Source organism: Clostridium sp. YIM B02555, from assembly GCF_022320955.1.
Lineage (GTDB): Bacteria > Bacillota > Clostridia > Clostridiales > Clostridiaceae > Clostridium > Clostridium saccharoperbutylacetonicum.
The window spans coordinates 251757-275952 of sequence record NZ_JAKJJY010000003.1 but is presented as its reverse complement, the minus strand read 5'-3'; the positions used below and the strand labels follow the sequence as shown (position 1 = coordinate 275952).

Genomic DNA, 24196 nt, shown 5'->3' with positions numbered 1-24196 from the left:
GCCATTCTCCTTTTAAAATTATTTTGTATTGAACACAAGAACTGAATTTCCAATTGAAATTGCATCTCCTTTTTTTAATACATGCCTTGTTATCCTCATACCATTTACAATGGTTCCTGATGGTGAACCTTTATCTATAATTACATATTTATTTCCTTCTTGAACTATATCGCAATGTTTTGGAGCAACTAATTTGTCTTTAAATAAAGCAATAGTATTTTTCCCACTATTTCCAATGCTTGTTATTCCTTGAAATACAAGATATTCTTTTCCTTCAAACTCGCCACGCACTACCTTTAACCATGCAGTTTTCGCAAATTGCTCTAACATACCTATGCCAAGACCAATCAACGCTCCCATGATTGTAATGCCTATACCTCTTGCTACTATTCCTCCATCAAATTCACCAATATTAAAACCTTCTGCTATGAAATTGAATAGAAAACCACCAATAAATCCACCAATAATCCCACCTAATAAGCAATTAATTATTCTTATTTTTTCAGCTCTAATCAACCCAACTGATACTCCAACTCCTGTTCCTAAAACAGCCCATCCAATAGCTCTAGCAAAGCCTCCATAAATCTCTGAAGCATTTCTATTATCATGCAATAGTAAAGTATATGATAATTGTCCTAAAAAGCCACCTACTAATCCAATAAGAAGAGAAACTACAAGTCCTATAAATCCATATTTAAGAGCCTTTTTCTTTGATCCATAATATAATCCTTCACCAGCTCCCATGAAAGCACCAATTGTCCCTCCAATAATTGAAGAAAATAAGCAAGAATCAATTATAACAGCTGTTCCTCTTATTGAATAATATTGTTCTCTGGTAATTTTCCCTAAAGCAAAATCTCTTGCAAGGCCATGGATAGTATATCCCTTGAATGCAAGTATTTTTTCATAACTAATAGGAGCAAGTTCTGATAATATCCATCCAATTATTCCACCGATTAATCCATATAAAATTCCTTTAAAAAATATCGTTTTAAAATTAATTCTTTTCTCTTTAGTAACTACAGGCTGACTATTTTGCAGTCTGGCTGCTGCTGGAACAAATTCAATCCCTTCAAGTTCTTCTTCTGTAATATCAAAGTCATTTTCTTGTGCTTCTTCTAATAGTGTTGTAGCTATTTCTAATCCATTTTCAATTATTTCACTATCTTCATTATTTTCAATTATTACCTTTTCTTCTGCTTGCAATGATTCTACGACATTAAAACTTTCTTCTTCCTCTATTGCTTCATCATCACTTAGTATATCTATATCAAAATTTGAAGCTTGAGTTTCAGAAATTTCTTCACCTGTCCATAAATCTATATTTCCAACTGGAAACAAATGCTTATTTTCGATTGCCCATTTTGCTGCATCTGCAGAAAGTGGACTAAATGAATTCCATGATTTATATTGAATCATATCCCCAATATTTATCACAATATCTGATAAGGCTTCACCAGCTCCCCATATGTCACCAATACAAATTTGTCCATCTTTAAAATTAGGATGCCATATAGGAGTTTCAATAGTACAAATAGGCTTATATCTTGGATATTCTGAATGTAAAGTAATCATGATAACATGCTTGTTTAAAGTTTCAATTTTTCCTTCTCCATTTAAATAAATCCCATTTATATAATATGTAACCTTATATTTTTCAGCTGGTTCAATTCCAATAGGCTCAACAATTATATTTTTATGTCCATCAAAATTCTTTTTTATTTCTTCATAATCTGCTGTAATTCTTCTTAACCTTGCATTCATTAAAATAGACCTCCTAGAACTTCATTTTTATCACTTGTTAATTCATAATGAATATAGTTTAATCTACTTCTTGCACTAATAATATGAAACAACGGAATTCCTATATCAAATAACTTTTTATCTAAAAATTCTTCATTTCCAGAAATAGAATGGATCGTCTCAAATCTCATGGTCTTTCCGCACTTTTCACAAATAATATCTCTATTTTTCAGCTTATTTACCACATTAAATATTTCTTTTGAATTTCCACAAACACAAGCTGCAGTAGTTGCAATATCTCTATCGAATTCCAAAATTGCTTCCTCACCTAAATCTTCCTTTGCCTGCTTTAACATTTCACTAATGGAAGTATTTCTTGCAGACCAAGGCATTTCCTTAATAACTTCAAAGGTATCATGGCTCATACAGTCATCTTTTCTTTGATATTCAACTACAAAGGAATCATGAGTCAAGCCATTAAAAACATAACCTTTTCCTGCAAGTGTTGGTAAGTTTCTATCATTATGTAACAACTTAAGCATTTCTTGAACTTGAATTCCAGCTATAACAGAAGAGGAAGTTGGAGTTGTTGGAATTTTGCCCTCAAGCATTTGTTCATGTGTAAGCAAGGCACAAGATTTTCTCTTATTAATTAACTTCCAATCAGTTTCTGTCATAGTACATTCATAACATGGACCTGGTGGAACAAAAACTCTAGCAAATCCATTTAGCACTTCAATTGCTCCATCAATCCAGGGTTTATTTACCTTATAACAAGCTTGGTTAATTGAAAGGCGTGCTTCTCTATTATCAAGACCTCCCAAAATAATATCCATTTTTCTAAATACTCCAAGCCCTATGTCTGTAACTACATTAACTTTTAATGGAATAGCCGTAACATCTGGATTTATCTCCATAGCTTTTTCCACTGCTGCATCTGCTTTATATTTATCTATATCACTCATACGATATAAGATTGACCGTGTTAAATTAGTTTGTTCAATCTTATCCATATCAACTATTAATATTTTTCCAATCCCTAGCAAAGCTAAGTTTTTAATAAGTTCATTTCCAATTGCTCCTGCACCAACGACCATTATAGTTGAATTATGTAAAAGTTCTTGATTCCACCAAGGTATAAGTTCAAATCGTGAATACCTATTTTCATTAATATCTAAATTTAATATATCTTCCATAGTTATGCACCTGCAGTTATTTCTGGTTGTAATCTTAAAACATCACCATCTTTTATATTGGCATCTGTAAGTGTCTGAGTTTCTAAGAGCTGCCTTCCTGAAACCTTATGAATAAATTTATAACTAATTGGATTTCCATCAGGCCCTATTGAAGGAAGTTTGATTTTCTCTACAAGTTTAACCATTATAATTCCTATTTTAATATCGTCAGGTAATCCTACCTTTCTCTCCTTATTTCCTGTTGTGTCAACAATTACTACATTAATTTTTCCCATAATTTAATCATATCCTCTCAAAAGTTTTTAATAACTCATTCATATTTAAAAGAGATAATATTCTTTTTAGAATAATTATCTCTTTTAAAATAATCTTATTATTATCATATTTTCTATTATTCATTATATAATCAAAATGCTCTTTTGAATATTATACTAAAGTATACCTTGTAATTAAATTGTAATTCTTCTAGTTATAATATACTATGGTTATTACCACCATAACTCAATTAAATATCTTAAGAAAAATCAAACCAAACTATAAAGTTAGGATTTATAGTTTGGTTTGATTTTATTTATCACCTATATTATTTTACTTAGTATTTAAGATCCAAGGTTTTTGAATAGATTCCTTCAAAATATTATAAGTATTAATCAATTGTCTTAATGAAGTATCTAAATCTTTACTTTTTAATACTGCAGCTTTGTAGTTATTTTCAGTCATCATACCTATATCTACTTGCGATTTTGCATACGTAAGCTTAGTATTTGCTGAATTTATTTGTTCTTTTACTGTATTTATTTTATTTTCTAAATCAAGCAAGGTTGAATAACATTCTTTTAATACATTCTTAAGATTCTTTCTGGAATCATCTAATTTAACCTTAGATTCTTCCAAGTTATATTGGCCATCTAAATAGGAACCATATGCATCTAATTTTTTCAAGAATATCTGCTGATTTTGCATATAACCAATAAGTGCTAAAGCATATCCATTAGAATCAAAGGTAGGTGCTCCTGTAGTTTTATCTACTCCTGCGAATTTAGTTTTATCAGGTATTGAAGGAATGTCATTTTCCAAAATATTTTTTATACCATCATCTTTTAATTCCTTTAGATAATCTTTTGAAATCTTAATCATTTCATCATTATATTTTAAGTAAGTATCAATTTTATCATCGAAGTATCCTTCTTCTGAACCTTCAATTCTAAATACATCATATTCAATATTTTCATCTAATGTATAATTTGATAAATTTAAATTTGTTAAAACACCTAGATAATCAACACCATTTTTTAATGAGTCCTCTTTTGCTTTTATATCATCATTTAAAGCTTTTATTTCAATTTCTTTGTCATTTAATTGATTATCTGTAGCCATACCAACTCTTACCTTTGTTCTTACATCAGCTAATTCTTTATTTTTGATTTCCAAATTATCTTTTGCCTTATTTAAATCTATTTGCTTCAAAATAATTGCATTATATTTTCCTGTAATATCATTGGCTATTTGATCTACTAAAAAATCTTTTGATTGCTTAGTCTGCTTTTCTTGAAGCTCAAGCTTATCATAGGGAAAATCATATTTTTTTTGTCCAATACTTTCATAAAAGTCATTTGTTTTATCTTGTAGATCCATCTTGCTTCTATACATACTTATTTCTTTGGACTTTAAAGCTAATTTATCACTATTATCAATAGCAGATTTAATAATAGTATCTAATGTAATAATTGGTTTGCCATCAACAACTTGTCCATAATTTTGAGTTGTTATTGTTTGCTTAACTATAGCTTCAGATGATTTTAATGTTTCTTCCGCAAAAGCTGGAACTATATTTCCGCTTATCACAATTAATCCAACTCCAATAGCAGCGGCCTTTTTATAAATTTTTTTCATTATATTCTCCTCACAATCTTATTCTATTTTTCCACTATATAAGTGCTAATTAAGGTTTTATATCTTACACCAAGAAATCCTGAAAGGATTCTTGACTAATGACAATTGATAATTGAACATTGATAATAGGAATATATATATTTAATACAATTTAACTAATCTCTTCCTCAAAGCCTTCTTCCTCTTCCGCTTCTTTTAGTTCAATAATTCTATCATTTTTACTATTAAATTTATATTTATATAATGCAATCCTTCCAGAGTATAATCCAATACCTATAGGAAACCATATTAACGCATAAAAAATTCCATTTTTAATATATGGTAATATAACATCCCAGCCTATTCCTTTTAAGTTTAGACACTTAAGCTGTAATCCTACATTCATAAATGGCCACAAATATTTAATAATTCTAACTAGGCCTTCAGGCATCATATATTCAGGAAAGGCAATACCACTTGTCAAAAATGTTACTATATTAATCATTGAAAAGAATTGAACAAAATAAATAATATTATTGATAAAAGCAGCAAAGAAAAATCCCATTGCTGTAATATTAATCAAAAATATAAACATTAATGCAGCATATTCTAAAATATCTCCTCTAAGAGGTAATCCAAAATATTTATCTAAAATACATAAGCCAATAAAACTTGATATTATACTCACGCAAATCATCATTAAAATTCTTGCACAAATAAGAATAATATTTTTTAAGCCATCCTTAGACTTTATGTTAATTAAATTTAACTTCCTTCTATTTTTTATTAATTCAGGAACTAAAAAAGTCATTAAAAAAGTACCCTGTATAAGGTATGGTATAAGTGGATATATTAAATATTTCATATAACTAAGCTGAGTGTCATAAAGTACACGTTCAACATAAGAAAAACTTGTTATAGTCTTTTTTGCAGTATCTGGAAGCATATTTTTACCTTCAAAAACTCTCATTTGAATTCCAGCATTAACTGTTCCTATAACGCTACTACCATAAGCATATATATTATTTCCAACAACCATATTTGTTTCATCTATCAATAATGCAATGCTTGGAGATTTCATACTCACAACATCTTTATTAAAATTTTTAGGAATAACTATTCCTCCACTAACCTTTTTTTCCTTAATTGCTTTTTCAAGGTCAACTTGTGAATCAGCATAATAAGTAATGTTTAGCCCAGGACTATTATTAAGCTGCTGTATCACTGTTCTTGATAAAGATGAGTTGTCCAAGTTTACTATTCCAAATGGAATATTTTCTACATAAATTTCACTAAAAATAAAGCATACAAAAACAACCGTTATAATATGAATTAAACTAAGTGAAATAATATTCTTTTTATCTCTACCTATGAGCCTTAGCAATCTCATACTTACGCCTCCTCTTCACAATCTTCTTGGCGATTTTATATTTTAAAAGATTCCTTTTTATTAAAACTTTTTTAATTGCTAATATAATTAACATAACAATCCATGTTATAACTAAGTACTTAATAAGATCATATACTTCTGGAAGAATATCATTAAAGTTTAATCCCAAAAGTGATAAATCTCTCATAGAACCTCCATAATATAAAAATGGAATAAATTTAGCTAATTTTTTAAATATATCAGGCATAGCCATTAATGGAAAAGTATAGCCTGTAATTAGAGTTGTACCTGAAATTATCAAACCAGAATTTTTAACGGCAGATAACTTATCTTTTAATATCAATTTAAATAAAACGCCTAAATTTATAGTGACAATGCTAAATAATATAGTTAATGTTATTCCTCCAACTATAGAGCCTTTATAAGGTATTTCAAAATATTTGATTTGTATAATTAAGGAGAATAATATAGAAATTGCCCCTATAATTCCAAAACCAATGCTTTTTGATAATAACGAAATCGGATTTTCTTTTTCTTTCACTATTAAAACTCCAAGAATTATTATTCCAATTTGAGCTATTCCTATTAACATTCCTTGAAGTATAAAGTTTGCTGTACTTCGCGTTGGATTGCCCAAGAATATAGGATTTGATTGCATTGGAATAACATTATTTTTAGCTACCGCTGGCATTATTCCTGTTTTACCTTCTCCTACCTTTATTAAATAGCTTGCTTTAATTGTACCAAGAATTTCTGCTGCTCTAGTTTTTGCAGAACTAACAGCTGACATTTGAGCCCCATCATATATAATCATTATTTTAGGTGCTTTTCCATCAATCAAATCCTTAGAAAATTCTTTTGGTATTATTATTCCAACAACTACATTTCCTCTTTCAATTAAATTTTTTACATCATCATCACTTTGACTATAATTTGTCACATTAAAGATTTCATTTGTATTTACTTGCTTTACAAAACTTTCACTTAATGTTGAATTATCATGATCAACTATTATAGTTGGAATATTCCTCACTGAATGAGCACTATATGTATATCCTAGAATATAACTCGAAATTGATGGGATTATTAAAAGCATTAATACAGATAAAATAATTTCTTTATGTTTTGAAAATATATTTTTAAGTTTAACTGCTAACTCCTTCATAGCTACTATCACATCACTTTCCAAAATCAACAAAAGCTGTCATTCCTGCACGAAGTGGCTTATCCATATCTTCAAGTTCTACCTTTACACCGTAAGATAATATATCAAATTCTCCATTATCATTAGTTGCTCTCTTAACAGCAAAATCTGCATTTTTATTAATTTTTACAACTTTTCCTTTAAACTCTTCATCCTTATATGCAGGAATCTTAACTGATACTTCTTGATTTAAATTTACTTTAGACAAATCTGTTTCTTTGACATTGCACAATATAGATGGTTCATTAGTTTTTGTAACTACTGCAAGCTGCATTCCCGTTGATACTAGTTCTCCTGCTTCAACATTTAATTGAGTAATAACGCCATCTTCTGGTGCTACAACTGTAGCATTATTAATATTTACATTTACTTCCTTTAATGCTCCCTCTGCTTGCTTTATTTGACCTTCTACAGCTTGTACAGAGCCATTAGACTGTTCAACTAATGCTTGCGCAGCTTTTATATCTTCTGGTCTAGCTCCTTTTTGAGCTATATTATATTTATCACTAGCTAATTTCAATTGAGTTTCAGCATTATCTAAATCTGATTTAGGTATAGATTTTTCATCATATAGAACCTTTAATCTATCATATGTTACTTTAGCAAGATCATAGCCTGCTTTAGCTTGATCGATTTCTTCAGGCCGTGCACCGTTTTGAGCTAATTCAAGCTTTGCACTAGCAGCATCTCTAGCTGCCTTTGCTGCATTTAGTTGACCATTTGCTGCCTCTATTTGCGCTTCAACTTGAGTTTGCTTAGCTCCAAGGGTATCACTGTTTATAATAAATAGAACATCTCCCTTTTTTACAGTTTCTCCTTCTTTGACTTTTACTTCCTTAATTTCACCTGGAATTTGTGTATTTATATTTATATCTGCCATATCTACATTAGATTGTATTGTTAGATTCTCTTTACTTTCCTTTACTAACTTGTCTCCTGTAAGAGTTGACTTTGAAGTGCATCCAGTAAATCCACTAATTAAAATTACTAAAACTATAAATACTACTGCGTTTCTTATTTTCATAACATCCTCCTCTAATACTCATGTTAGCTTTTTAGGATAACTAACTTAAATATTTTTCTTCCATAAATTAAAATTAATCTAAATTAATAAGTTTTTATTCTATATAAAGATGCTTATTGACATAATGCCAATTATTTACTACCATCTATATATAGACACTAGTCTATTATAAGAACTTATGTGCAGTCCTTCAATAATCAATTTTGGCACATAAGACTGTTAATAGACAAATATATCAAAATTGTCTATTAAAGGAGAATCATAATGAAAGATAGACGTATAAGAAAAACACAACAAGCTATTCAATGTGCTTTTGCTAAATTATTATCTGAAAAAGACATCAAAGATATTACTATAAAAGAATTATGTGATAAGGCTGACATTAACAAAAGTACCTTCTATTTGCATTACAAAGATATTTATGATTGTGCTGATGCATTTTTGAACAATATTGTAGATAAGACCATTTCTATCATGGAACCATATGATTTTGCTGAATTAGTTAATCATCTTCCTGAAATAATAGAAAAAATCCTATTTATGTTTAATGAAAATAAAGAACTCTCCATACATTTTTTTAGTACTCCACGATATTCATCATCATTATACAAAACAAAAAAACTTACTGTTGAGCGTCTGTTAGAAAAAACTGCTGACAGTACAATGCAAACTGTACTTGCTAAATCCATAGCATCCTTTGTCATCTGTGGCATCTTTGGAATACTTGAACAAATTGATTTCGATGATATTACACCTGAAATAACTTCAGTTATAACGGATAAAATTCAAAATGGATTTGTTCATTCTGAACATTAATCCCATTAGAAAAAGCAAACCCCACTATAATTTTTGATTTTATAGTGAGGTTTGCTTTTTCTACCACTTATATTATATTATTTTACTTAAAATCTCCAACTAAAATATTGAAGTAATTTTTTCCGCAGGTTAGACTTCAGGGGGTTTGCACCTGTAGCTAATCCCTTTAAATTATACTGTGAATCTATCTATTTCTTTCTTCAATTTTTCAGCTAAATGTTGCAAATCTTCTGTATGCTGACTAAATCTGTCCATTGTAGCAGATACTTCTTCTGCTGATGCAGTTACTTCCTCTGTTGATGAAGCTGTTTCCTCAGAAATAGCTGAGCTATTTTCTATTTGAGTAACGAAAACCTGCTTTTGAACTTGCATATCATCTATTGAAATTTTAACCTCTCCAACTTTTTCTGTTAAGTTTGTGATAGATAATAGTATTTCAGTAAATATTGATTCGGTTCTTATTACAGCTTCATTTTGTTCAGAATTAATTTTCTTATTGTTATCCATAGCCTCTACAGCTATCTCTGCCTTGGACTCAATAGTACCTATTATAGACTTAATTTGTTCTGTAGAATTTTGTGATTCTTCTGCAAGTTTTCTGATTTCTTCAGCTACTACGGCAAAGCCCTTACCTGCTTCTCCTGCACGTGCCGCTTCAATAGATGCGTTTAGTGCCAAAAGATTTGTTTGCTCTGTTATTTCCGTTATAGCATTAGAAATTGAACTAATCATCTGTACACTTTCATTCACACTTGAAACTATATCCGATACTTTTGTTGTCGCCTCCATTGTTTCGTTATTTTTATTAATCAATACATTTACAGTATTTATTCCTTGTTTACTTAACCTTTTAGTTTCTTCTGATACATTACTCATATCTTCAGTCGTGTCTGCAATTTTATCTAATTTTTTAGATAGTTCCTCAATACCAGTTGCAGTTTCTTGAGAATTTTCAGCTAAACTGACAGCTCCTTGAGATATTTCTGAAACAGCAAATGAAACCTGCGCCATTGAAGCTGTTGTTTCTTCTGCCATACTTGAAAGATTTGCAGTAGTCTCAAATACTGTATTGGAAGTTAGCTTTGCACTTTCTAATAGTTTACCTATATTTTTAATCATAGAATTATAGTCATTTGCAAGTTGACCAAGTTCATCCTTTGATTTAACCTCTACAACTCCTGATAAATTTCCCTCCGAAGCTTTGGAAAATACTTCTTTTAAATTTTGAATATTAGTCGCGATACCCTTACTCAATATCAATGATAAAATTATTGCCATTATTGCCATTATAATTGTTATTATAGCAGTATTTAATAGTATTGCTCTCGTATCATTTGACAATTCACTTTCTTGCAACCCAGCTATTAGCTTCCACCCTGTCATTTCATTAGTTTCATACACACCAAATTTGGGTACTCCATAATAATCATAAGTAATAAATCCATCTTTACCAGACTTAACTTCATTCCAATAAGATAATTTTGTAACTGTATCTCCACCAATTAAGCTTTTATCAGCATGAGCTATCATTACTCCATCTGTGTCAGTAATAAATACAACTCCTGAATTTCCTACTTTTTTTTCTGCTATACGATCCGAAAGTGTACTTAATGTACAATCCATTCCAACAACACCTACAATTTTACCATCCTTTATAACTGCTTGTGCAATACCCAGAACAGTATTTCCTGTAGCTGCATCTTTATAAGGCTTAGTTATTACAGGTTTTCCTTTTGCCTTTATTGCTTCTTGATACCAAGATCTTTGGGTTGCATCATATCCCTCTGGCATCTTTGTTTCTGGATATATTGAAAACTTACCAGATTCACTTCCATAATATGTATCAAAAATATCTTTATTACTTTCTTTTAGGTTTTTTAATAAATTAGGTATGTAATCAAAATTATTTCCATAATCAACGTTCACTAGGTTATAATCATTTGATAACATTGTAATTCTCTCTGTAAATCCAGCAAAATAGTTGTTTAATCCGCTATTCACCTCAGAAAGCGTCTGTTCACTTGTAATATCTAATTTTTTGCTAAGTATTGATTTTGATTGATTATAGGAAATTACTCCCGCTATAATCAATGGTATCACACAAATCAGAACTAAACTAATAACTAATCTTATTCGAATACTATGTAAATTCAATTTTTTTTGCGACATTTTTTCTCCCCCTTATCTTCCATCTAAAGCCAAAACTGATAATCCCAACATGAAGCTCCTTATTTCAATTTTTATCATTTTTTACAAAAGCAACAAGAATTATCTACGTTATTGTCAAATATATATTAATAATATCATAATAACCCACAAATTTCATTGCCTTTATTCATTAATATGCGATAAACTTCTTAATAAAACATTATTCCTTATAAATTCAAGTTATATATAATAACACTTAAAGGTAGAACAATCATTGTATTGTTCTACCTTTAGTATTTGTTATTTATTAAAATCTTTCAAAAGATCAGCAAATGGATTATTTAAATCGGCCTCTGCTTCTTTTTTCATTTTTTTCATAATATTATTAACTTCTCTTTTATCAGTCTTTCCAGCTTTGTCAAATCTCTTTTCAAATACACTAGCCTTTTCTCTGAAATTACAGTTAGTACCAGGGCAAACATAAATTTTTCCTTCCCCTTGGCCTCTTAATTCTAATTTCTTTTTGCACTCTGGACATCTTGCATTTGTTACTCTAGCTACATTTTCCCTATAGCCACATTCTCTGTCTTGGCAGACATTCATTGTTCCATTTTTACCTTTTACCTCTAATAAATACTTACCACAATTAGGACATTTCTTTCCAGTTTTGTTGTCATGAACAAACTTACTACTTGCTCCTTTAACATCTTCTACTAGCGCAACTGAATAATTTTTCATTTCTTTGACAAATATATGTGCATCTCTTTTTCCTTTAGCTATTTCATCTAATTGGCTTTCCCATTTAGCTGTTAAAATTGGTGATTTCAAGTCTGCTGGTACTAGCTCAATTAATTGCTTTCCTTTTGATGTAGGTAATATTTCCTTACCTTTCTTTTCTATAACAAAAGAATTAAATAACTTCTCAATAATATCTGCTCTTGTAGCTACTGTACCAAGTCCACCTGTTTCTCCTAAAGTTTTAGCTGCTTCTTTAGAAACATTGATATATTTATGTGGACTTTCCATAGCTGATAAAAGCGTTGCTTCTGTAAATCTAGCTGGTGGCTTTGTTTCACCTTTTTTTACATTGACACTTTCTATCTTAATGCTGTCACCTTTATTCAGTAAAGGTAATACTTGCTCTTTTAAATCTTCTTCTTCGTTATCTTCTTCTAATTTATCATAAAGCTTTTTCCAGCCTTTTGCCTTAATAACTTTTCCTTTAGCTATAAGCTTTTCTCCTTGAACCTCTGCTTCTATTGTCGTTTGAACATATTCAAAAGGTGGAAGCATAACACTTAAAAATCTTTTAACTACTAAATCATAAATTTTTCTTTCTTCAGAAGATAAAAGGGATAAATTAGGTCTTTCTTCTGTTGGAATTATGGCATGGTGATCACTTACTTTTGAATTATCAACGAAGCCTTTATGACCATTTATTTTTCCTTTAAGTAACTCTTCTGCTGCTATCCTATATTCTCCTGTAGATACTGCCTTTAATCTTTCAGGAATAGTAGCAACAATATCTGTAGTAATATATCTTGAATCTGTTCTTGGATAAGTTAATATTTTATAATTTTCATAAAGTCTCTGCATTATATTTAAAGTTTGCTTTGCAGAATATCCCCATATTTTATTTGCATCTCTTTGCAATTCTGTTAAATCATAAAGGGCTGGAGAAAACTTTTTCTTATTTGCTTCATTTATATTTACAATTTTTCCTTCTGAATTTTTAAGTTTTGAAGCTATCTTATTTGCAGTTTCTTCATCAAAAATTCTAGAATTATTATCTTTATTTACCCATAACAAGTTAAAGGCTTTAGTCTTTCCATCTAAAGTATAATAAGTTTTTGGCTTAAAATTTCTTATTTCTTCTTCTCTTAATACAATCATAGCTAAGGTTGGAGATTGAACTCTACCTGCTGACAACTGAGCATTATATTTACAAGTTAAGGCCCTTGTTACATTAAGTCCTACAAGCCAATCTGCTTCTGCTCTACATACAGCCGCATGATAAAGATTTTCATATTCTTTACCTGGCTTAAGATTTCTAAAGCCATCTAAAATAGCTTTTTCAGTTTGTGATGAAATCCATAATCTTTTAAGTGGCTTTTTAACACCAACTTTTTCTAGAATCCAACGTGCTACAAGCTCTCCTTCTCTTCCAGCATCTGTTGCAATTACTATTTCACTAACATCATCTCTTAATAATAACTTTTTAACTTCATTATATTGCTTTCCAGTTTTCTTTAATACTGTAAGCTTCATATGTTTAGGTAGCATTGGAAGTGTTTCCATTTTCCATTCTTTATACTTATTATCGTAGCCCTCAGGATCCATAAGGCCTACTAAATGTCCCATTGCCCAAGTTACTATATATTTGTTTCCCTCTATATGTGAACCTTTATTTTGATTACATTTTAAAACCTTAGCTAAATCTCTACCAACACTTGGCTTTTCAGCTAATACCAAAGTTTTACTCATTTATTATTCTTCCTCTCTCAAGCAATTAAAAAGTATAAACTTTTTTTCATGCTATTAACGTCTTTTTTCTTATAGTCAATTACCATTTTTCCATAAGATGTATCAATTATATCATAAAATAGTCAATAAAAAAATCGCAGGCGACTGTGGAGCCTGAGATTTTTTTACGCATTAAATTATTTTTTTACATATCTTAACTTATTTATACTTAATAGATATTTTTTAACATCAGCCTTATCTTCTTGCTTAAATATTATTCGTCTTGCTCCCATATTTGTTTTAAATGAAAGTATACATTTTTCTCCTTGATCATCTAGTGAATAGCTCTCAACCTTATCCCATGGAGTTACATAGGAATTAAATAGAAACCCTTTTTCAGTTATTCCAGTTTTATTACCCACAAAGGCTAAAGGCAATATTGCTACACACACAATAATATCTTGCATTCTATAATTTGAATTCATAAGAGTTATTCCAACAAATATTACAATCATTAATGGAATTGCTATCTTAAATTTTTTTGTTCCACTGTATATAATCTTGTTTTTTATATCCTTTACAATAAGAACAATATCCATGATCACTATAAAAGCTATAATCAGTATTGATGATATTTCCATAATTAATTCTCCCAATCTTTTTAAATTTTTTGCATTTTTTTATAAAGCATCTTATTATATCATATTCTTCATAAATTTTCTTTAATAAAAATATAATATAAACAAGGATTTAAATATTATTATTTTAGACATAATATATATGTACTATTACAAAGGAGATGATTTTTATGCAAAACAATAACCGAAGAGATTTTTCAAAAAGTAATGGTTTAAGAAATGGAAATAAAGATCAAGGACAATATGCAAAAAGTAGCTTCGATACAACTATTGAAGAACCAAGCCTTAATAAAAGTGGAGCAGAAGCGAAAAAGAGAGGTTTTTAATTGATTTAATTTAGCTTTCTCCCTAAATTTTATTTATATCAAAAAAGAGTCTTCTTATAGATGTAACTTCTATAAGAAACTCTTTTTATTCTTAATAAGTATTTTTTATATACAAATGGTTAGCTTTCCAAAGTTACCCTTGCTAAAAATGAATATTATATTCTTCTAATATAGATAATATTTTTGCAACAGCATTTCTTGCATCTTTTGGTAATTTATCCATTGCTTCTTGTCTTTTAGCTTCTGTGCTAAGTTGTGCTATTTGAACTACTTTTTGTTGAAGACCGGGAATTTTATTTAATTCTATAATTGCTTGATTAAATTTATTAGCAAAATTCGGATCCTGTTGCATTCTTTGTTGAACTGCGATAATTAGTTGATAAGGATTCATTCATAAACCTCCGTAAAACCAATTTACTTCAATTCTATAGTATTCAAGAAATCTTTAAATGTTACTTTAATTCTATAAATACTAAGCTGAATAAAGTTCCTTAGATACGAAATTAATGAATAAGCAATTATCAATCATTTATACTATATAGCCATATACTCCATCGGTCTATAAACTTTTATGCTTTCCTAGATATAAAAAAATCGCAGGCGACTGTGGAGCCGGAGATTTTTTTTACGCATCTGCCTTTTCGAACGCATGTGAGAAAAATCTGGCAGGCGAATATGATTTATTTTTTATTCTTTTAAAATATTAAACCTAGTTGATTAGTCTGTTTCAAGAGTTATCCACAGATTGTCCAACAATATAATTTCCTAAAGAATAAAAAAGCGAAGCTTCATCACAATACAATGAAACCTCACTTTTACTATGTTACTTATATATAGGATATTTATCACATAATGCTTCTACTCTAACCTTAAGTGATGATAAATCTCCTGCTCTATTATCAATTGCTTCAGCTATAATTTCTGCAATTTCTGCCATATCTTCTTTTACAAAACCTCTTGTTGTAACTGCTGCTGTTCCAATTCTTATTCCAGAAGTTACAAATGGACTTCTTGTTTCATTAGGTACTGTATTTTTATTTACAGTTATCCCAACTGAATCTAATAAAATTTCTGCTTCTTTACCTGTTATGTCCTTGTTATTTAAATCAACTAAGAAAACATGATTATCAGTTCCACCTGATACAATCTTGAAGCCTTTTGCAATTAATTTATTTGCAAGTTCTTTACAGTTTGCAACTATATTTTCTCCATAAGCCTTAAAACTTGGATCTAAAGCTTCTTTAAAGCATACAGCTTTTGCTGCTATAATATGTTCTAATGGACCACCTTGTATTCCTGGGAATATGTTTTTATTTAAAACTTGTGCATATTTTTCTTTACAAAGTATTAATCCACCTCTTGGACCTCTTAAAGTCTTATGTGTTGTTGTCGTAACAAAATCACAATATGGCACTGGTGATGGATGAACTCCTGCTGCAACAAGTCCAGCAATATGAGCCATATCTACCATTAATAAAGCACCAACTTCATCTGCAATTTCTTTGAACTTTGCAAAATCTATTATTCTTCCATAAGCGCTAGCACCTGCAACGATAAGCTTTGGTTTAGCTTCTTTTGCAATTCTTCTTACTTCTTCATAATCAATAACTTCAGTTTCTTTATCTACTCCATAAGAAACGAAGTTAAATAATTTTCCTGAAAAATTAACTGGTGAACCATGAGTTAAATGACCACCATGACTTAAATCCATTCCTAAAACAGTATCACCTGGTTCTAAAACAGCAAAATATACAGCCATATTTGCTTGTGAACCTGAATGTGGCTGAACGTTAGCATGCTCTGCACCAAATAATTTTTTAGCCCTATCTATGGCTATTTGTTCAATTTCATCAACTACATGACAGCCTCCATAATATCTTTTACCAGGATATCCTTCAGCATATTTATTCGTTAAATAAGAGCCCATAGCTTCCATAACAGCTGGACTTACAATATTTTCAGATGCTATTAATTCAATTCCTTTTTGCTGTCTTTCTAATTCCTTTTCCATTAAGTCATAAATTTCTTTGTCTTCTTTTTGAATATTTTCAAAATTCATCTAATAATCACCCCAATATTTTTTTATATTCAAATTATATGATTTCTTAGTAAATTAATCAACTATTTTTTTGATATTTTATATATTCTTGTTAATACTTCTTCAAAAATCAATACAATTTGTAAACATATTTTAATATAAAAATGTTTTTTTATATTATACTAAAAACAATAATATTACAGATTTTTTTCTATAACTATCATGTATTATATGCTATAATTCACTTAAAATATAATGTATTGGAGTAAGACTATGGATCTTAATAAATTACTTAAAGTTACCACACTTGCTGGTAAGATCATGCTGGAAAGTGGTGCAGAAACTTATAGAGTAGAAGAAACCATGACCAGAATATGTCTTGGCTTTGGTGCGGATTCTGCTGATTGCTTTGTCATACCAACTGGAATAATTGTTACAGTTGCTTATAAAGAAGAAGTTGCAACTCTCGTTAAAAGAATTACTTCTAGAGGTGTTGACTTAAATAAAATAGATAAAATAAATGATCTATCAAGAAAAATTCAAACTGTGAAAATGGATATGTGCAAATTTAATGATGAACTTATAGCTATATCTGAGGGTGATAGATATTCATTTTTAATCACTTTACTTTGGTCCTCAATTACAGCTGGATGTTTTGCAATTGTATTTGGAGGAGATATAAAAGATTTTGGTGGTGCTTGTATAATTGGTGCTCTTATAAAAATAGTATCAATTATATTTCAAAAGCTTAATATAAATGAATTCTTTGTTAATTCAGTCTGTGGAGGAATATGTGCTTTTTTTGCTGCACTGTTTTTTAAATCAGGAATATGCTCAAACTTGGATAAAACTATTATAGGTTCAATCATGCTGCTTGTGCCCGGACTTGCAATTACAAATGCAATTAGAGATACTATTGCTGGTGATTTTTTATCAGGTATTACAAAAGCTTCTGAAGCCTTTTTAATTGCCGTGTCAATTGCAGTTGGAACTGGTGCTGTCTTAATCTTATTCATAAATAAATTTGGCTTATTCCCTGTAGTTTTCCATTAATACAATCTAGAAAAGGGTGAATTTTATGATTGAACAAGTTTTTGTTGCCTTAGTGGCATCTTTTGGCTTTGGAATAATTTTTAATATAAGAGGAAAATATTTAATTTTTGCTGCCATAGGTGGTGGATTAAGTTGGTTTTCCTATTTATCTTTAACCCAAAATGGAGTTGGTGATATTATGGCACAATTTATTTCAGCAATTATTATTAGTATGTACTCTGAGATTTTTGCAAGATATTTAAAAACTCCAGTAACAACCTTAGTTGTATGTGCGCTTATTCCACTAGTTCCTGGTGCTGGTATGTACTATACCATGTATGAAACTATATTAGGAAACATAAGTGCTGCTGCTACTCTTGGATTAAACACAATATCAATCGCTGGAGCTTTAGCCTTAGGTGTTATCTTTGTATCTACAATTACAAAGCAGGTTACAAACTTAAAAATAGTAAAAGAGAAACTTTTAGATAAACATTTTTAATATGGATATCCAACTTTGTACTATAAGTATTGTTGGATACCCATATTTTAATTTCCTAATCTTTTTTCTAGTTCTAAAATCCCATCTTCTACTTCCTCAAAAGGTAAATTACCTTCCCTCAACTTATCATGATCCATTTGTTTAAGCCTATTATAAAACTTAATTCCTTCTAAAATTATACTCCCATCGTTATTAGTTTTTCTAAGCATATAATATAAGGTATCTTCTGCTTTATCTAATCTATCAGCAGCTTCATAAATCTTTAAGACCTTTCTATCCATCTCTATAGAAAATTCGTATTTACTTAATTCATCAGCTACTAATACAGCATCATTAATAAATTTGATTCCTACTTCATCATCTTCCATATAAGCATTGTAAAATCCTTCTATAGATTTACTATAATATTGAATTTTCGATGTTTCATTATTTTCCTTAGATACTAAATCTCCTTGTAACTTCATAAGACATCCAAAGGCTATAAACTTTTCAGCATTATAATGCATATCCTTACTTATAAGCCCTTCTAATGTATTAAAAGAAAAAACATCTACAGTGCCTATATCAATTCCCACCAAAGATTTTAGACATTTATTAACTCTTTCTTTGGCTTCCTCTAAATTACCATTAATTATGTCCATATCAACTTCTTCAGTTACCAATTTCAAAGTATTTTCTACTTCTTTCATATAATCATTTTTTATCATTTTGTAATCACCTCATGTTTAAAATTAATTTTATAATACTTTAAATAAGTTTCCTTGTAAATATTATATCAATTACTAACATTTATAATCGTAAAATTTCTAAATCCAGTTTCTTTAGACTTCACCTTTTTTAAGCATCTTCATACAATATACTATGGCAAAATATCTAAGATTAAATATATATTGCAAAAAAATTGTTCAAAACTTTATGATTACCAAAGGGAATCCAACCCTAATTAATAATTGAGTGTTGAACATTGATAATTCAATATATATTTAAAAAACTTTAATTAACTTATGATAATATGGAGGGTATCTTATGAGAAATTTATGTGGAACTGAAAGTGACTATTGTGAAATTTATAATAATGCTCCTGAACCAGGAAGAGCTTTATTAAATGTTAGCACTGGTGGAGCTGGACCTTTGGCAGTAATTTCAACACCATTATCTAGACCTATCCCTGTTGTTAGCGTTTCTATCGATACTAGTAATATGTGTAATCCAAAGGTTTTATTAACTTTTACAAGCTTAATTTCCCTACCAGCAGATATTCTAGTAAATTTAAATTTCGTAATAGTAAAAGCTGTTCGTGATGGATGTCCACAAGCAGTAGGTGGAACTCACACTTTCGCAAAAGCAGTACGAGTACTTGAATCAGAATCTTTCTCTTTCCAATACTGTGATTGCAATCCTGCTTACGGAAATACCACATATACAGTTCAAATTGAACCAAGCAGCTTAATTTCTGTAACAGCTGGATTAACAATAACAAATGCAACTTTATCAGCTTTAGCTGTTGAAACTTTATAATTTATATTATATTATAAGGAGCTCCTTTAAAAGAGCTTCTTTAACTGCTAATAGGCAAGTTGAAATTTCAACCTGCCTCTTATTTAAATCAGTTCTAATACTTTTAATACTTCAACTCCAATTTTTCTTTCAGTACCTTTATAAGGATAACAATGAATATGAATTGCTGGATTAAAGTTAAGTTCTATTATTGCATAACCAGTATTTTTATCTTTATAATCTTCAAGCATCATATCAACACCACAGATTCTTGCATTTGCTGCTTGAGCAGCTTTAACCGCAATAGTCTTAAACTTGTCAGAAATATCATCAGTATAATCTATGCTATCTCCTCCTGTGCTAATGTTAGAGTTTTCTCTTAAATAAACCACTTCATCTTTTTCTGGGACATACTTAAAATCTTTATTTTGCTGCTTCAAAAATAATTCAGCACTCTCATCTAAGATTATTTTTTCGAGTGGCGTTACATAATGATAACCTCTAAGAGGATCTTGATTTTTTATTTCTACTAATTCTTTTATTGAACTAACTCCATCACCTTTTACATTTGCTGGTACCCTATGAAGTATTCCAGCAACTTTATCATCAATAACTAAAAATCTATATTCTTTTCCCTTTATAAACTCTTCAACAAGCACAGTATTATCATGTTCAAAGGCTAATTCAAAGGCCTTCCTTAAACTATCTTCATCTGCTCCATCTTTAAAAATACTTATTCCAATTCCAAAATTTGTTGATTTAGGCTTTATTACTATTGGCTTATTCACATAATCAGTAATTATAGCTAATGCTTCCTTCAAAGAATTTACTTCCATACCAGCAGGAACTTTAATATTATTATCTCTTAATACTTTTTTAGTAACACTTTTATTTTCCATTATTAAAACAGTTATATAACTATCCTTTGATGTTTTAGTTGCCTGCTTTACATATTCAACTTTATTGTTCTTATTGAGGGAAATAAAATTTTCAGTTTTATCTAAAACCTCAACTTTTATTCCTCTTTTAATAGCTTCCTTCATTAATATTTGAGTAGACAATTCCAGTTCTTCATAACCTTCTAATTTAAATCTATTATTATATGACTCTATTTTATGTTGTTTAGCAATATTTATATGAGCATTAATATACCCATCTTTTTTGACCTTTTCTTCAATTTTATAAGCATAAGTCAATTTATGATCTTTTATTCTATCAATCATTAAATCAACAATTTCCTCTTTTCCAAGGTTAAGTTCATTATTCATATTTTTAATATAATCTAATATTTCTAAGCCCCATTCTTCTTTTGAAATAGGATTACCATCTTTCTTTAATGTTACATTATTTTGCCCATACCTAGAAATTATGTTTTGGTTTTCTACTCCTTCTTTTTGCCATTCTTCATAATTACTTTCCTCTTTCACAAGCAAGAACAAATTAAATATTTGAAGGAAATATAAATCCTCTAGGCTTACTCCACCTCTTTCAAAAGGATTAATATCAATACTTCTATATTCTAAATATTGAATACCACCCCCTAAAAGTGAATTAAAAAAGTCGTTTGGATTACTTGGCTTAGGTCTTATTGAACTATATAGTTCTTTATAACTGTCTATAAGCTTATCATTAATGAAACCTTTCAAACTTTCAATATATTTTTCAACTGAATCATAATTAGGAAATAAATCTATTTTATTCTTATATCCACATTCACTATTTCTATAAGACAAAGCTCCTTCGTTAGTAAAACTATCTTCAGCTATTTTTTTAGTAGAGCCTAAGCATTTACCAACATAGCTTTTGTCGACAACTCCACTAGCACCTAAAAGATATATTATAAGCCATCTATATCTAAGATAATTTCTTGTTACCTTTAAATAAATACTATTTTTAAACTCTCGATAAGTTATATTATTATTTTCAGCAATTTCAGCTTTATATAATTTATTAATTATGTTTTCACTAAAGGAAAAATTATAATGTATACCACATATTAGTTGTCTTTTGCCTCCATACTTGCTTATTAGACTTTCCCTGTATTTCTGTGCTGATCTGCCTTTATCGTTATCACCATATTCAGAAATTTTAATCTTACTATCCTCAGGTACTATACTTGGCATAGATTGAGGCCACAAATATTCATCACCAATTTCCATTGCAGCAATATCATATAAGGCATTTGCAAAATTATAAGTTTCTTTTACATCTTTAAAAGGTGGAGTAATAACTTCAATTTGACTTTCAGCAAAATCAGTTGTTATATAAGGATTTGTCACCTTATCTCCAAACACTTGAGGATGCTTATTTTGAGATAACCCTCCTCTTTCATCAACTCTCAAACCTTCTCTTTCTATTCCATAATTACCACTTAATAATTCATAATTTGTGAATAATCTTTTAAATTTATTTAACATGTTGTCCCCCCATACTAATTCCTATATATAAGTTCCGAATAATATTGCATAGCTAAATTCAAGAAATCCAGAAAGGCTTTCTTGGTTAATTAACAATTATAATTAATATTTAAACATTGACAATAGAACATATACTTATTTATTCTTTCTTTTAAATTCAATAATGTAAAGTAAATAAGCTATACTTCCCTTTAAAATACTTGAAAGAGAAATACTTATCCAAACTCCACTTAAACCAAAAGGTTTAATTAAAATTAAAGCCATTGGAATCCTTAGTGCAGTAAATACAATACTTATTATTGATGAAATTTTAGGTTTCCCTATTCCAGTAAATAATCCATTTGATATAGTTTCTACTGTACTAAAAATTTGTGAATATGCAACAGCTTGTAAGTATGCTTGAGCTATATAAATAGTTTGTTCATCTTTAACAAATAGTTTTATAAATGGTATGCTAAAAAACATAAAAAGAACTGCCGTTAATAATGAATACATTATTCCTATTTTTATAGCTGTATTATAACCATCTTTAATTCTTTCTATTTTTTTTGCACCAAAGTTTTGTCCTGTATAAGCTGCTATTGCACCATGTAATCCGCCAACAACCATATAAGTAATTGATTCAATTTGAAGTCCTATCTTTTGTGCTGCTATAGCTTCAGCTCCAAATATTGCAATTATTCTCGCTAAAAATATATTTATTACCGTAAACAGAACTCTCTGCATTGCCATTGGCAGTCCTAAAATTGATATTTCCTTAATCTTTTCTACATCAATTTTCACTTTAAAATCGTATTTAATAATTCCATAAGTTCTAGCCATATAGACTATAAACATTACTATATTTGCTGACATTGTAGCAAGTGATGCTCCTAAAACACCTAATTTGAATACATATATAAATAGTGGGTCTAATATAATATTTACAATAATACCAATAACATTAATGTTAAAGGCCAATTTATTATTTCCAAAACTACCTAATATTCTTGCATAAAGCATATTATAAAATGCAAAGAAAATTGTAGGACCACTTATGGCTAAAAACAAATATGCATCTTTTTCAACTTCAGCATTGTTAATCTGTAAAAAACCAATAAGATTTCTTCCTGCCAAAATTAGTATTATCCCAAAAATAATACCCATTATAGTATTTATTATAATTCCTGCATTAATATATCCTTTAACTTCATTTTCTTCTTTTCTTCCTATTGAATGAGCTGTTTTTATTCCTGTCCCAATAACTACCATAGAATTAATAGAATACCCAAGACCTACAAAAAAGCTTGCACTTCCCACACTAGCTACTGCATTACTGCCCAATCCACCAACCCAAAGCATATCAATTAAGTTATAGGCAAACTGCAGAAGAGAACTTCCCATCAACGGAACTGATAATGCTGTTAAAACTTTTAATGGTTTTCCATTTGTTAAATCTACTTGTTTCATTCTTTCTCCATTGAATTATCTATATTGTTATTTATTATCCTCAGATTTATGACATTTATTATCTTTTTCTTCACACTCATCATTTTCTGTAATTAAATTCATAAAAAATAATACCAGCCTATTTGCATTATTTAAATTTAGTTTGTATAAATTCCAAATACCATCTTTTCTAGCTTCTACTAATCCACAATCAATTAAAACCTTCATATGGTGAGATAATGTAGGCTGAGTGAAATTAAAATTTTCTAATATATGACATGCACACATTTCACCACAAGAAAGCAAATCAATTATCCTTAATCTATTTGTATCACTTAAAGCCTTTAATATTTTTGCATTTTTTTCATATTTATTTTCCACAATTTGCTCCTTTCATAACAAAAATGGATGTTATTTGTACACTTTTAGTATAGATAATTATCTATATGTAGTCAATATTTT

General features: G+C 29.3%; 21 protein-coding genes. 5 read left to right on the top strand and 16 right to left on the bottom strand.

The annotated features are described in order from the left end of the window. Nucleotides 1-18: 18 nt before the first annotated feature. From L3B98_RS06870 to L3B98_RS06840, 7 genes are all read right to left on the bottom strand, one after another. Nucleotides 19-1764, bottom strand: coding sequence for an FHA domain-containing protein (locus tag L3B98_RS06870; protein WP_077362929.1), 1746 nt, complete (start codon nt 1762-1764; stop codon nt 19-21). Then, nucleotides 1764-2939, bottom strand: coding sequence for a ThiF family adenylyltransferase (locus L3B98_RS06865; protein ID WP_077362927.1), 1176 nt, complete (start codon nt 2937-2939; stop codon nt 1764-1766). The genes L3B98_RS06870 and L3B98_RS06865 overlap by 1 nt, the downstream gene beginning before the upstream one ends. A gap of 2 nt (nt 2940-2941) precedes the next feature. Next, entirely contained in the window at nt 2942-3214 is a 273-nt protein-coding gene (locus L3B98_RS06860) for an EsaB/YukD family protein (protein ID WP_015392902.1), read from the bottom strand. 313 nt (nt 3215-3527) lie between these two features. Further along, nucleotides 3528-4832 carry a TolC family protein gene (locus tag L3B98_RS06855; protein WP_238916066.1) on the bottom strand — a complete coding sequence of 435 codons (1305 nt, stop codon included), beginning with the start codon at nt 4830-4832 and terminating at the stop codon, nt 3528-3530. Nucleotides 4833-4983: 151 nt separating this feature from the next. Continuing rightward, complete coding sequence (locus tag L3B98_RS06850; RefSeq protein WP_238916065.1) at nt 4984-6201, bottom strand: ABC transporter permease; 1218 nt, start codon at nt 6199-6201, stop codon at nt 4984-4986. Continuing rightward, a complete protein-coding gene (locus L3B98_RS06845; RefSeq protein WP_238916064.1) occupies nt 6176-7399 on the bottom strand; it encodes an ABC transporter permease in 1224 nt (407 codons plus the stop codon). Before L3B98_RS06845 ends, L3B98_RS06850 begins: the two co-directional genes overlap by 26 nt. Beyond that, on the bottom strand, nt 7380-8429 hold the full coding sequence (locus L3B98_RS06840; protein ID WP_238916063.1) for an efflux RND transporter periplasmic adaptor subunit: 1050 nt from the start codon (nt 8427-8429) through the stop codon (nt 7380-7382). Before L3B98_RS06840 ends, L3B98_RS06845 begins: the two co-directional genes overlap by 20 nt. Before the next feature lie 264 nt (nt 8430-8693). On the opposite strand from L3B98_RS06840, the gene L3B98_RS06835 reads away from it, so the two are divergent. Continuing rightward, nucleotides 8694-9245, top strand: coding sequence for a TetR/AcrR family transcriptional regulator (locus tag L3B98_RS06835; RefSeq protein ID WP_238916062.1), 552 nt, complete (start codon nt 8694-8696; stop codon nt 9243-9245). Between the two features lie 171 nt (nt 9246-9416). On the opposite strand, the gene L3B98_RS06830 is transcribed toward L3B98_RS06835, so the two are convergent. From L3B98_RS06830 to L3B98_RS06820, 3 genes are all read right to left on the bottom strand, one after another. Then, nucleotides 9417-11414, bottom strand: coding sequence for a methyl-accepting chemotaxis protein (locus L3B98_RS06830; RefSeq protein ID WP_238916061.1), 1998 nt, complete (start codon nt 11412-11414; stop codon nt 9417-9419). A 279-nt stretch (nt 11415-11693) separates the two neighbouring features. Further along, nucleotides 11694-13877 (bottom strand): DNA topoisomerase III, encoded by a 2184-nt coding sequence (locus tag L3B98_RS06825; protein WP_238916060.1) that lies wholly within the window; start codon nt 13875-13877, stop codon nt 11694-11696. Nucleotides 13878-14053: 176 nt separating this feature from the next. Then, nucleotides 14054-14497: a DUF5673 domain-containing protein gene (locus tag L3B98_RS06820; protein ID WP_238916059.1), complete on the bottom strand. Its 444-nt coding sequence runs from the start codon at nt 14495-14497 to the stop codon at nt 14054-14056. Between the two features lie 167 nt (nt 14498-14664). On the opposite strand from L3B98_RS06820, the gene L3B98_RS06815 reads away from it, so the two are divergent. Continuing rightward, nucleotides 14665-14820, top strand: a complete 156-nt coding sequence (locus tag L3B98_RS06815; protein WP_173696395.1) for a hypothetical protein — start codon at nt 14665-14667, stop codon at nt 14818-14820. A 142-nt stretch (nt 14821-14962) separates the two neighbouring features. Here the strand turns inward: L3B98_RS06815 and L3B98_RS06810 are convergent, their stop codons facing one another. After that, complete coding sequence (locus tag L3B98_RS06810; protein WP_238916058.1) at nt 14963-15211, bottom strand: hypothetical protein; 249 nt, start codon at nt 15209-15211, stop codon at nt 14963-14965. Nucleotides 15212-15643: 432 nt separating this feature from the next. Then, a complete protein-coding gene (gene glyA / locus L3B98_RS06805; protein WP_238916057.1) occupies nt 15644-16879 on the bottom strand; it encodes a serine hydroxymethyltransferase in 1236 nt (411 codons plus the stop codon). 252 nt (nt 16880-17131) lie between these two features. Between glyA and L3B98_RS06800 the strand changes: the two genes are divergently transcribed. After that, nucleotides 17132-17911 carry a threonine/serine exporter family protein gene (locus L3B98_RS06800; RefSeq protein ID WP_238916056.1) on the top strand — a complete coding sequence of 260 codons (780 nt, stop codon included), beginning with the start codon at nt 17132-17134 and terminating at the stop codon, nt 17909-17911. 25 nt (nt 17912-17936) lie between these two features. After that, nucleotides 17937-18392: a threonine/serine exporter family protein gene (locus L3B98_RS06795; RefSeq protein ID WP_015392889.1), complete on the top strand. Its 456-nt coding sequence runs from the start codon at nt 17937-17939 to the stop codon at nt 18390-18392. Nucleotides 18393-18439: 47 nt separating this feature from the next. Here L3B98_RS06795 and L3B98_RS06790 read toward each other — a convergent pair whose 3' ends face one another. Continuing rightward, nucleotides 18440-19099 (bottom strand): DUF6483 family protein, encoded by a 660-nt coding sequence (locus L3B98_RS06790; protein WP_238916055.1) that lies wholly within the window; start codon nt 19097-19099, stop codon nt 18440-18442. Nucleotides 19100-19418: 319 nt separating this feature from the next. On the opposite strand from L3B98_RS06790, the gene L3B98_RS06785 reads away from it, so the two are divergent. Beyond that, a complete protein-coding gene (locus tag L3B98_RS06785; protein ID WP_015392887.1) occupies nt 19419-19910 on the top strand; it encodes a DUF4489 domain-containing protein in 492 nt (163 codons plus the stop codon). A gap of 83 nt (nt 19911-19993) precedes the next feature. Here L3B98_RS06785 and gshAB read toward each other — a convergent pair whose 3' ends face one another. The 3 genes from gshAB to L3B98_RS06770 all read right to left on the bottom strand — a co-directional run bounded on the left by gshAB (nt 19994) and on the right by L3B98_RS06770 (nt 24115). Beyond that, entirely contained in the window at nt 19994-22306 is a 2313-nt protein-coding gene (gshAB, locus tag L3B98_RS06780; RefSeq protein WP_238916054.1) for a bifunctional glutamate--cysteine ligase GshA/glutathione synthetase GshB, read from the bottom strand. 135 nt (nt 22307-22441) lie between these two features. Further along, entirely contained in the window at nt 22442-23755 is a 1314-nt protein-coding gene (locus L3B98_RS06775) for an MATE family efflux transporter (protein WP_238916053.1), read from the bottom strand. 27 nt (nt 23756-23782) lie between these two features. Further along, nucleotides 23783-24115, bottom strand: a complete 333-nt coding sequence (locus tag L3B98_RS06770) for a metalloregulator ArsR/SmtB family transcription factor (protein WP_015392884.1) — start codon at nt 24113-24115, stop codon at nt 23783-23785. Between the last annotated feature and the right edge of the window lie 81 nt (nt 24116-24196).

Excerpts from the sequence above, each read along its gene's own strand:
- L3B98_RS06870 (WP_077362929.1), bottom strand. The coding sequence starts at position 1,764 with ATGAATGCAAGGTTAAGAAGAATTACAGCAGATTATGAAGAAATAAAA.
- L3B98_RS06865 (WP_077362927.1), bottom strand. The coding sequence starts at position 2,939 with ATGGAAGATATATTAAATTTAGATATTAATGAAAATAGGTATTCACGA.
- L3B98_RS06860 (WP_015392902.1), bottom strand. The coding sequence starts at position 3,214 with ATGGGAAAAATTAATGTAGTAATTGTTGACACAACAGGAAATAAGGAG.
- L3B98_RS06855 (WP_238916066.1), bottom strand. The coding sequence starts at position 4,832 with ATGAAAAAAATTTATAAAAAGGCCGCTGCTATTGGAGTTGGATTAATT.
- L3B98_RS06850 (WP_238916065.1), bottom strand. The coding sequence starts at position 6,201 with ATGAGATTGCTAAGGCTCATAGGTAGAGATAAAAAGAATATTATTTCA.
- L3B98_RS06840 (WP_238916063.1), bottom strand. The coding sequence starts at position 8,429 with ATGAAAATAAGAAACGCAGTAGTATTTATAGTTTTAGTAATTTTAATT.
- L3B98_RS06835 (WP_238916062.1), top strand. The coding sequence starts at position 8,694 with ATGAAAGATAGACGTATAAGAAAAACACAACAAGCTATTCAATGTGCT.
- L3B98_RS06830 (WP_238916061.1), bottom strand. The coding sequence starts at position 11,414 with ATGTCGCAAAAAAAATTGAATTTACATAGTATTCGAATAAGATTAGTT.
- L3B98_RS06825 (WP_238916060.1), bottom strand. The coding sequence starts at position 13,877 with ATGAGTAAAACTTTGGTATTAGCTGAAAAGCCAAGTGTTGGTAGAGAT.
- L3B98_RS06820 (WP_238916059.1), bottom strand. The coding sequence starts at position 14,497 with ATGGAAATATCATCAATACTGATTATAGCTTTTATAGTGATCATGGAT.
- L3B98_RS06815 (WP_173696395.1), top strand. The coding sequence starts at position 14,665 with ATGCAAAACAATAACCGAAGAGATTTTTCAAAAAGTAATGGTTTAAGA.
- L3B98_RS06810 (WP_238916058.1), bottom strand. The coding sequence starts at position 15,211 with ATGAATCCTTATCAACTAATTATCGCAGTTCAACAAAGAATGCAACAG.
- glyA (WP_238916057.1), bottom strand. The coding sequence starts at position 16,879 with ATGAATTTTGAAAATATTCAAAAAGAAGACAAAGAAATTTATGACTTA.
- L3B98_RS06800 (WP_238916056.1), top strand. The coding sequence starts at position 17,132 with ATGGATCTTAATAAATTACTTAAAGTTACCACACTTGCTGGTAAGATC.
- L3B98_RS06795 (WP_015392889.1), top strand. The coding sequence starts at position 17,937 with ATGATTGAACAAGTTTTTGTTGCCTTAGTGGCATCTTTTGGCTTTGGA.
- L3B98_RS06790 (WP_238916055.1), bottom strand. The coding sequence starts at position 19,099 with ATGATAAAAAATGATTATATGAAAGAAGTAGAAAATACTTTGAAATTG.
- L3B98_RS06785 (WP_015392887.1), top strand. The coding sequence starts at position 19,419 with ATGAGAAATTTATGTGGAACTGAAAGTGACTATTGTGAAATTTATAAT.
- gshAB (WP_238916054.1), bottom strand. The coding sequence starts at position 22,306 with ATGTTAAATAAATTTAAAAGATTATTCACAAATTATGAATTATTAAGT.
- L3B98_RS06775 (WP_238916053.1), bottom strand. The coding sequence starts at position 23,755 with ATGAAACAAGTAGATTTAACAAATGGAAAACCATTAAAAGTTTTAACA.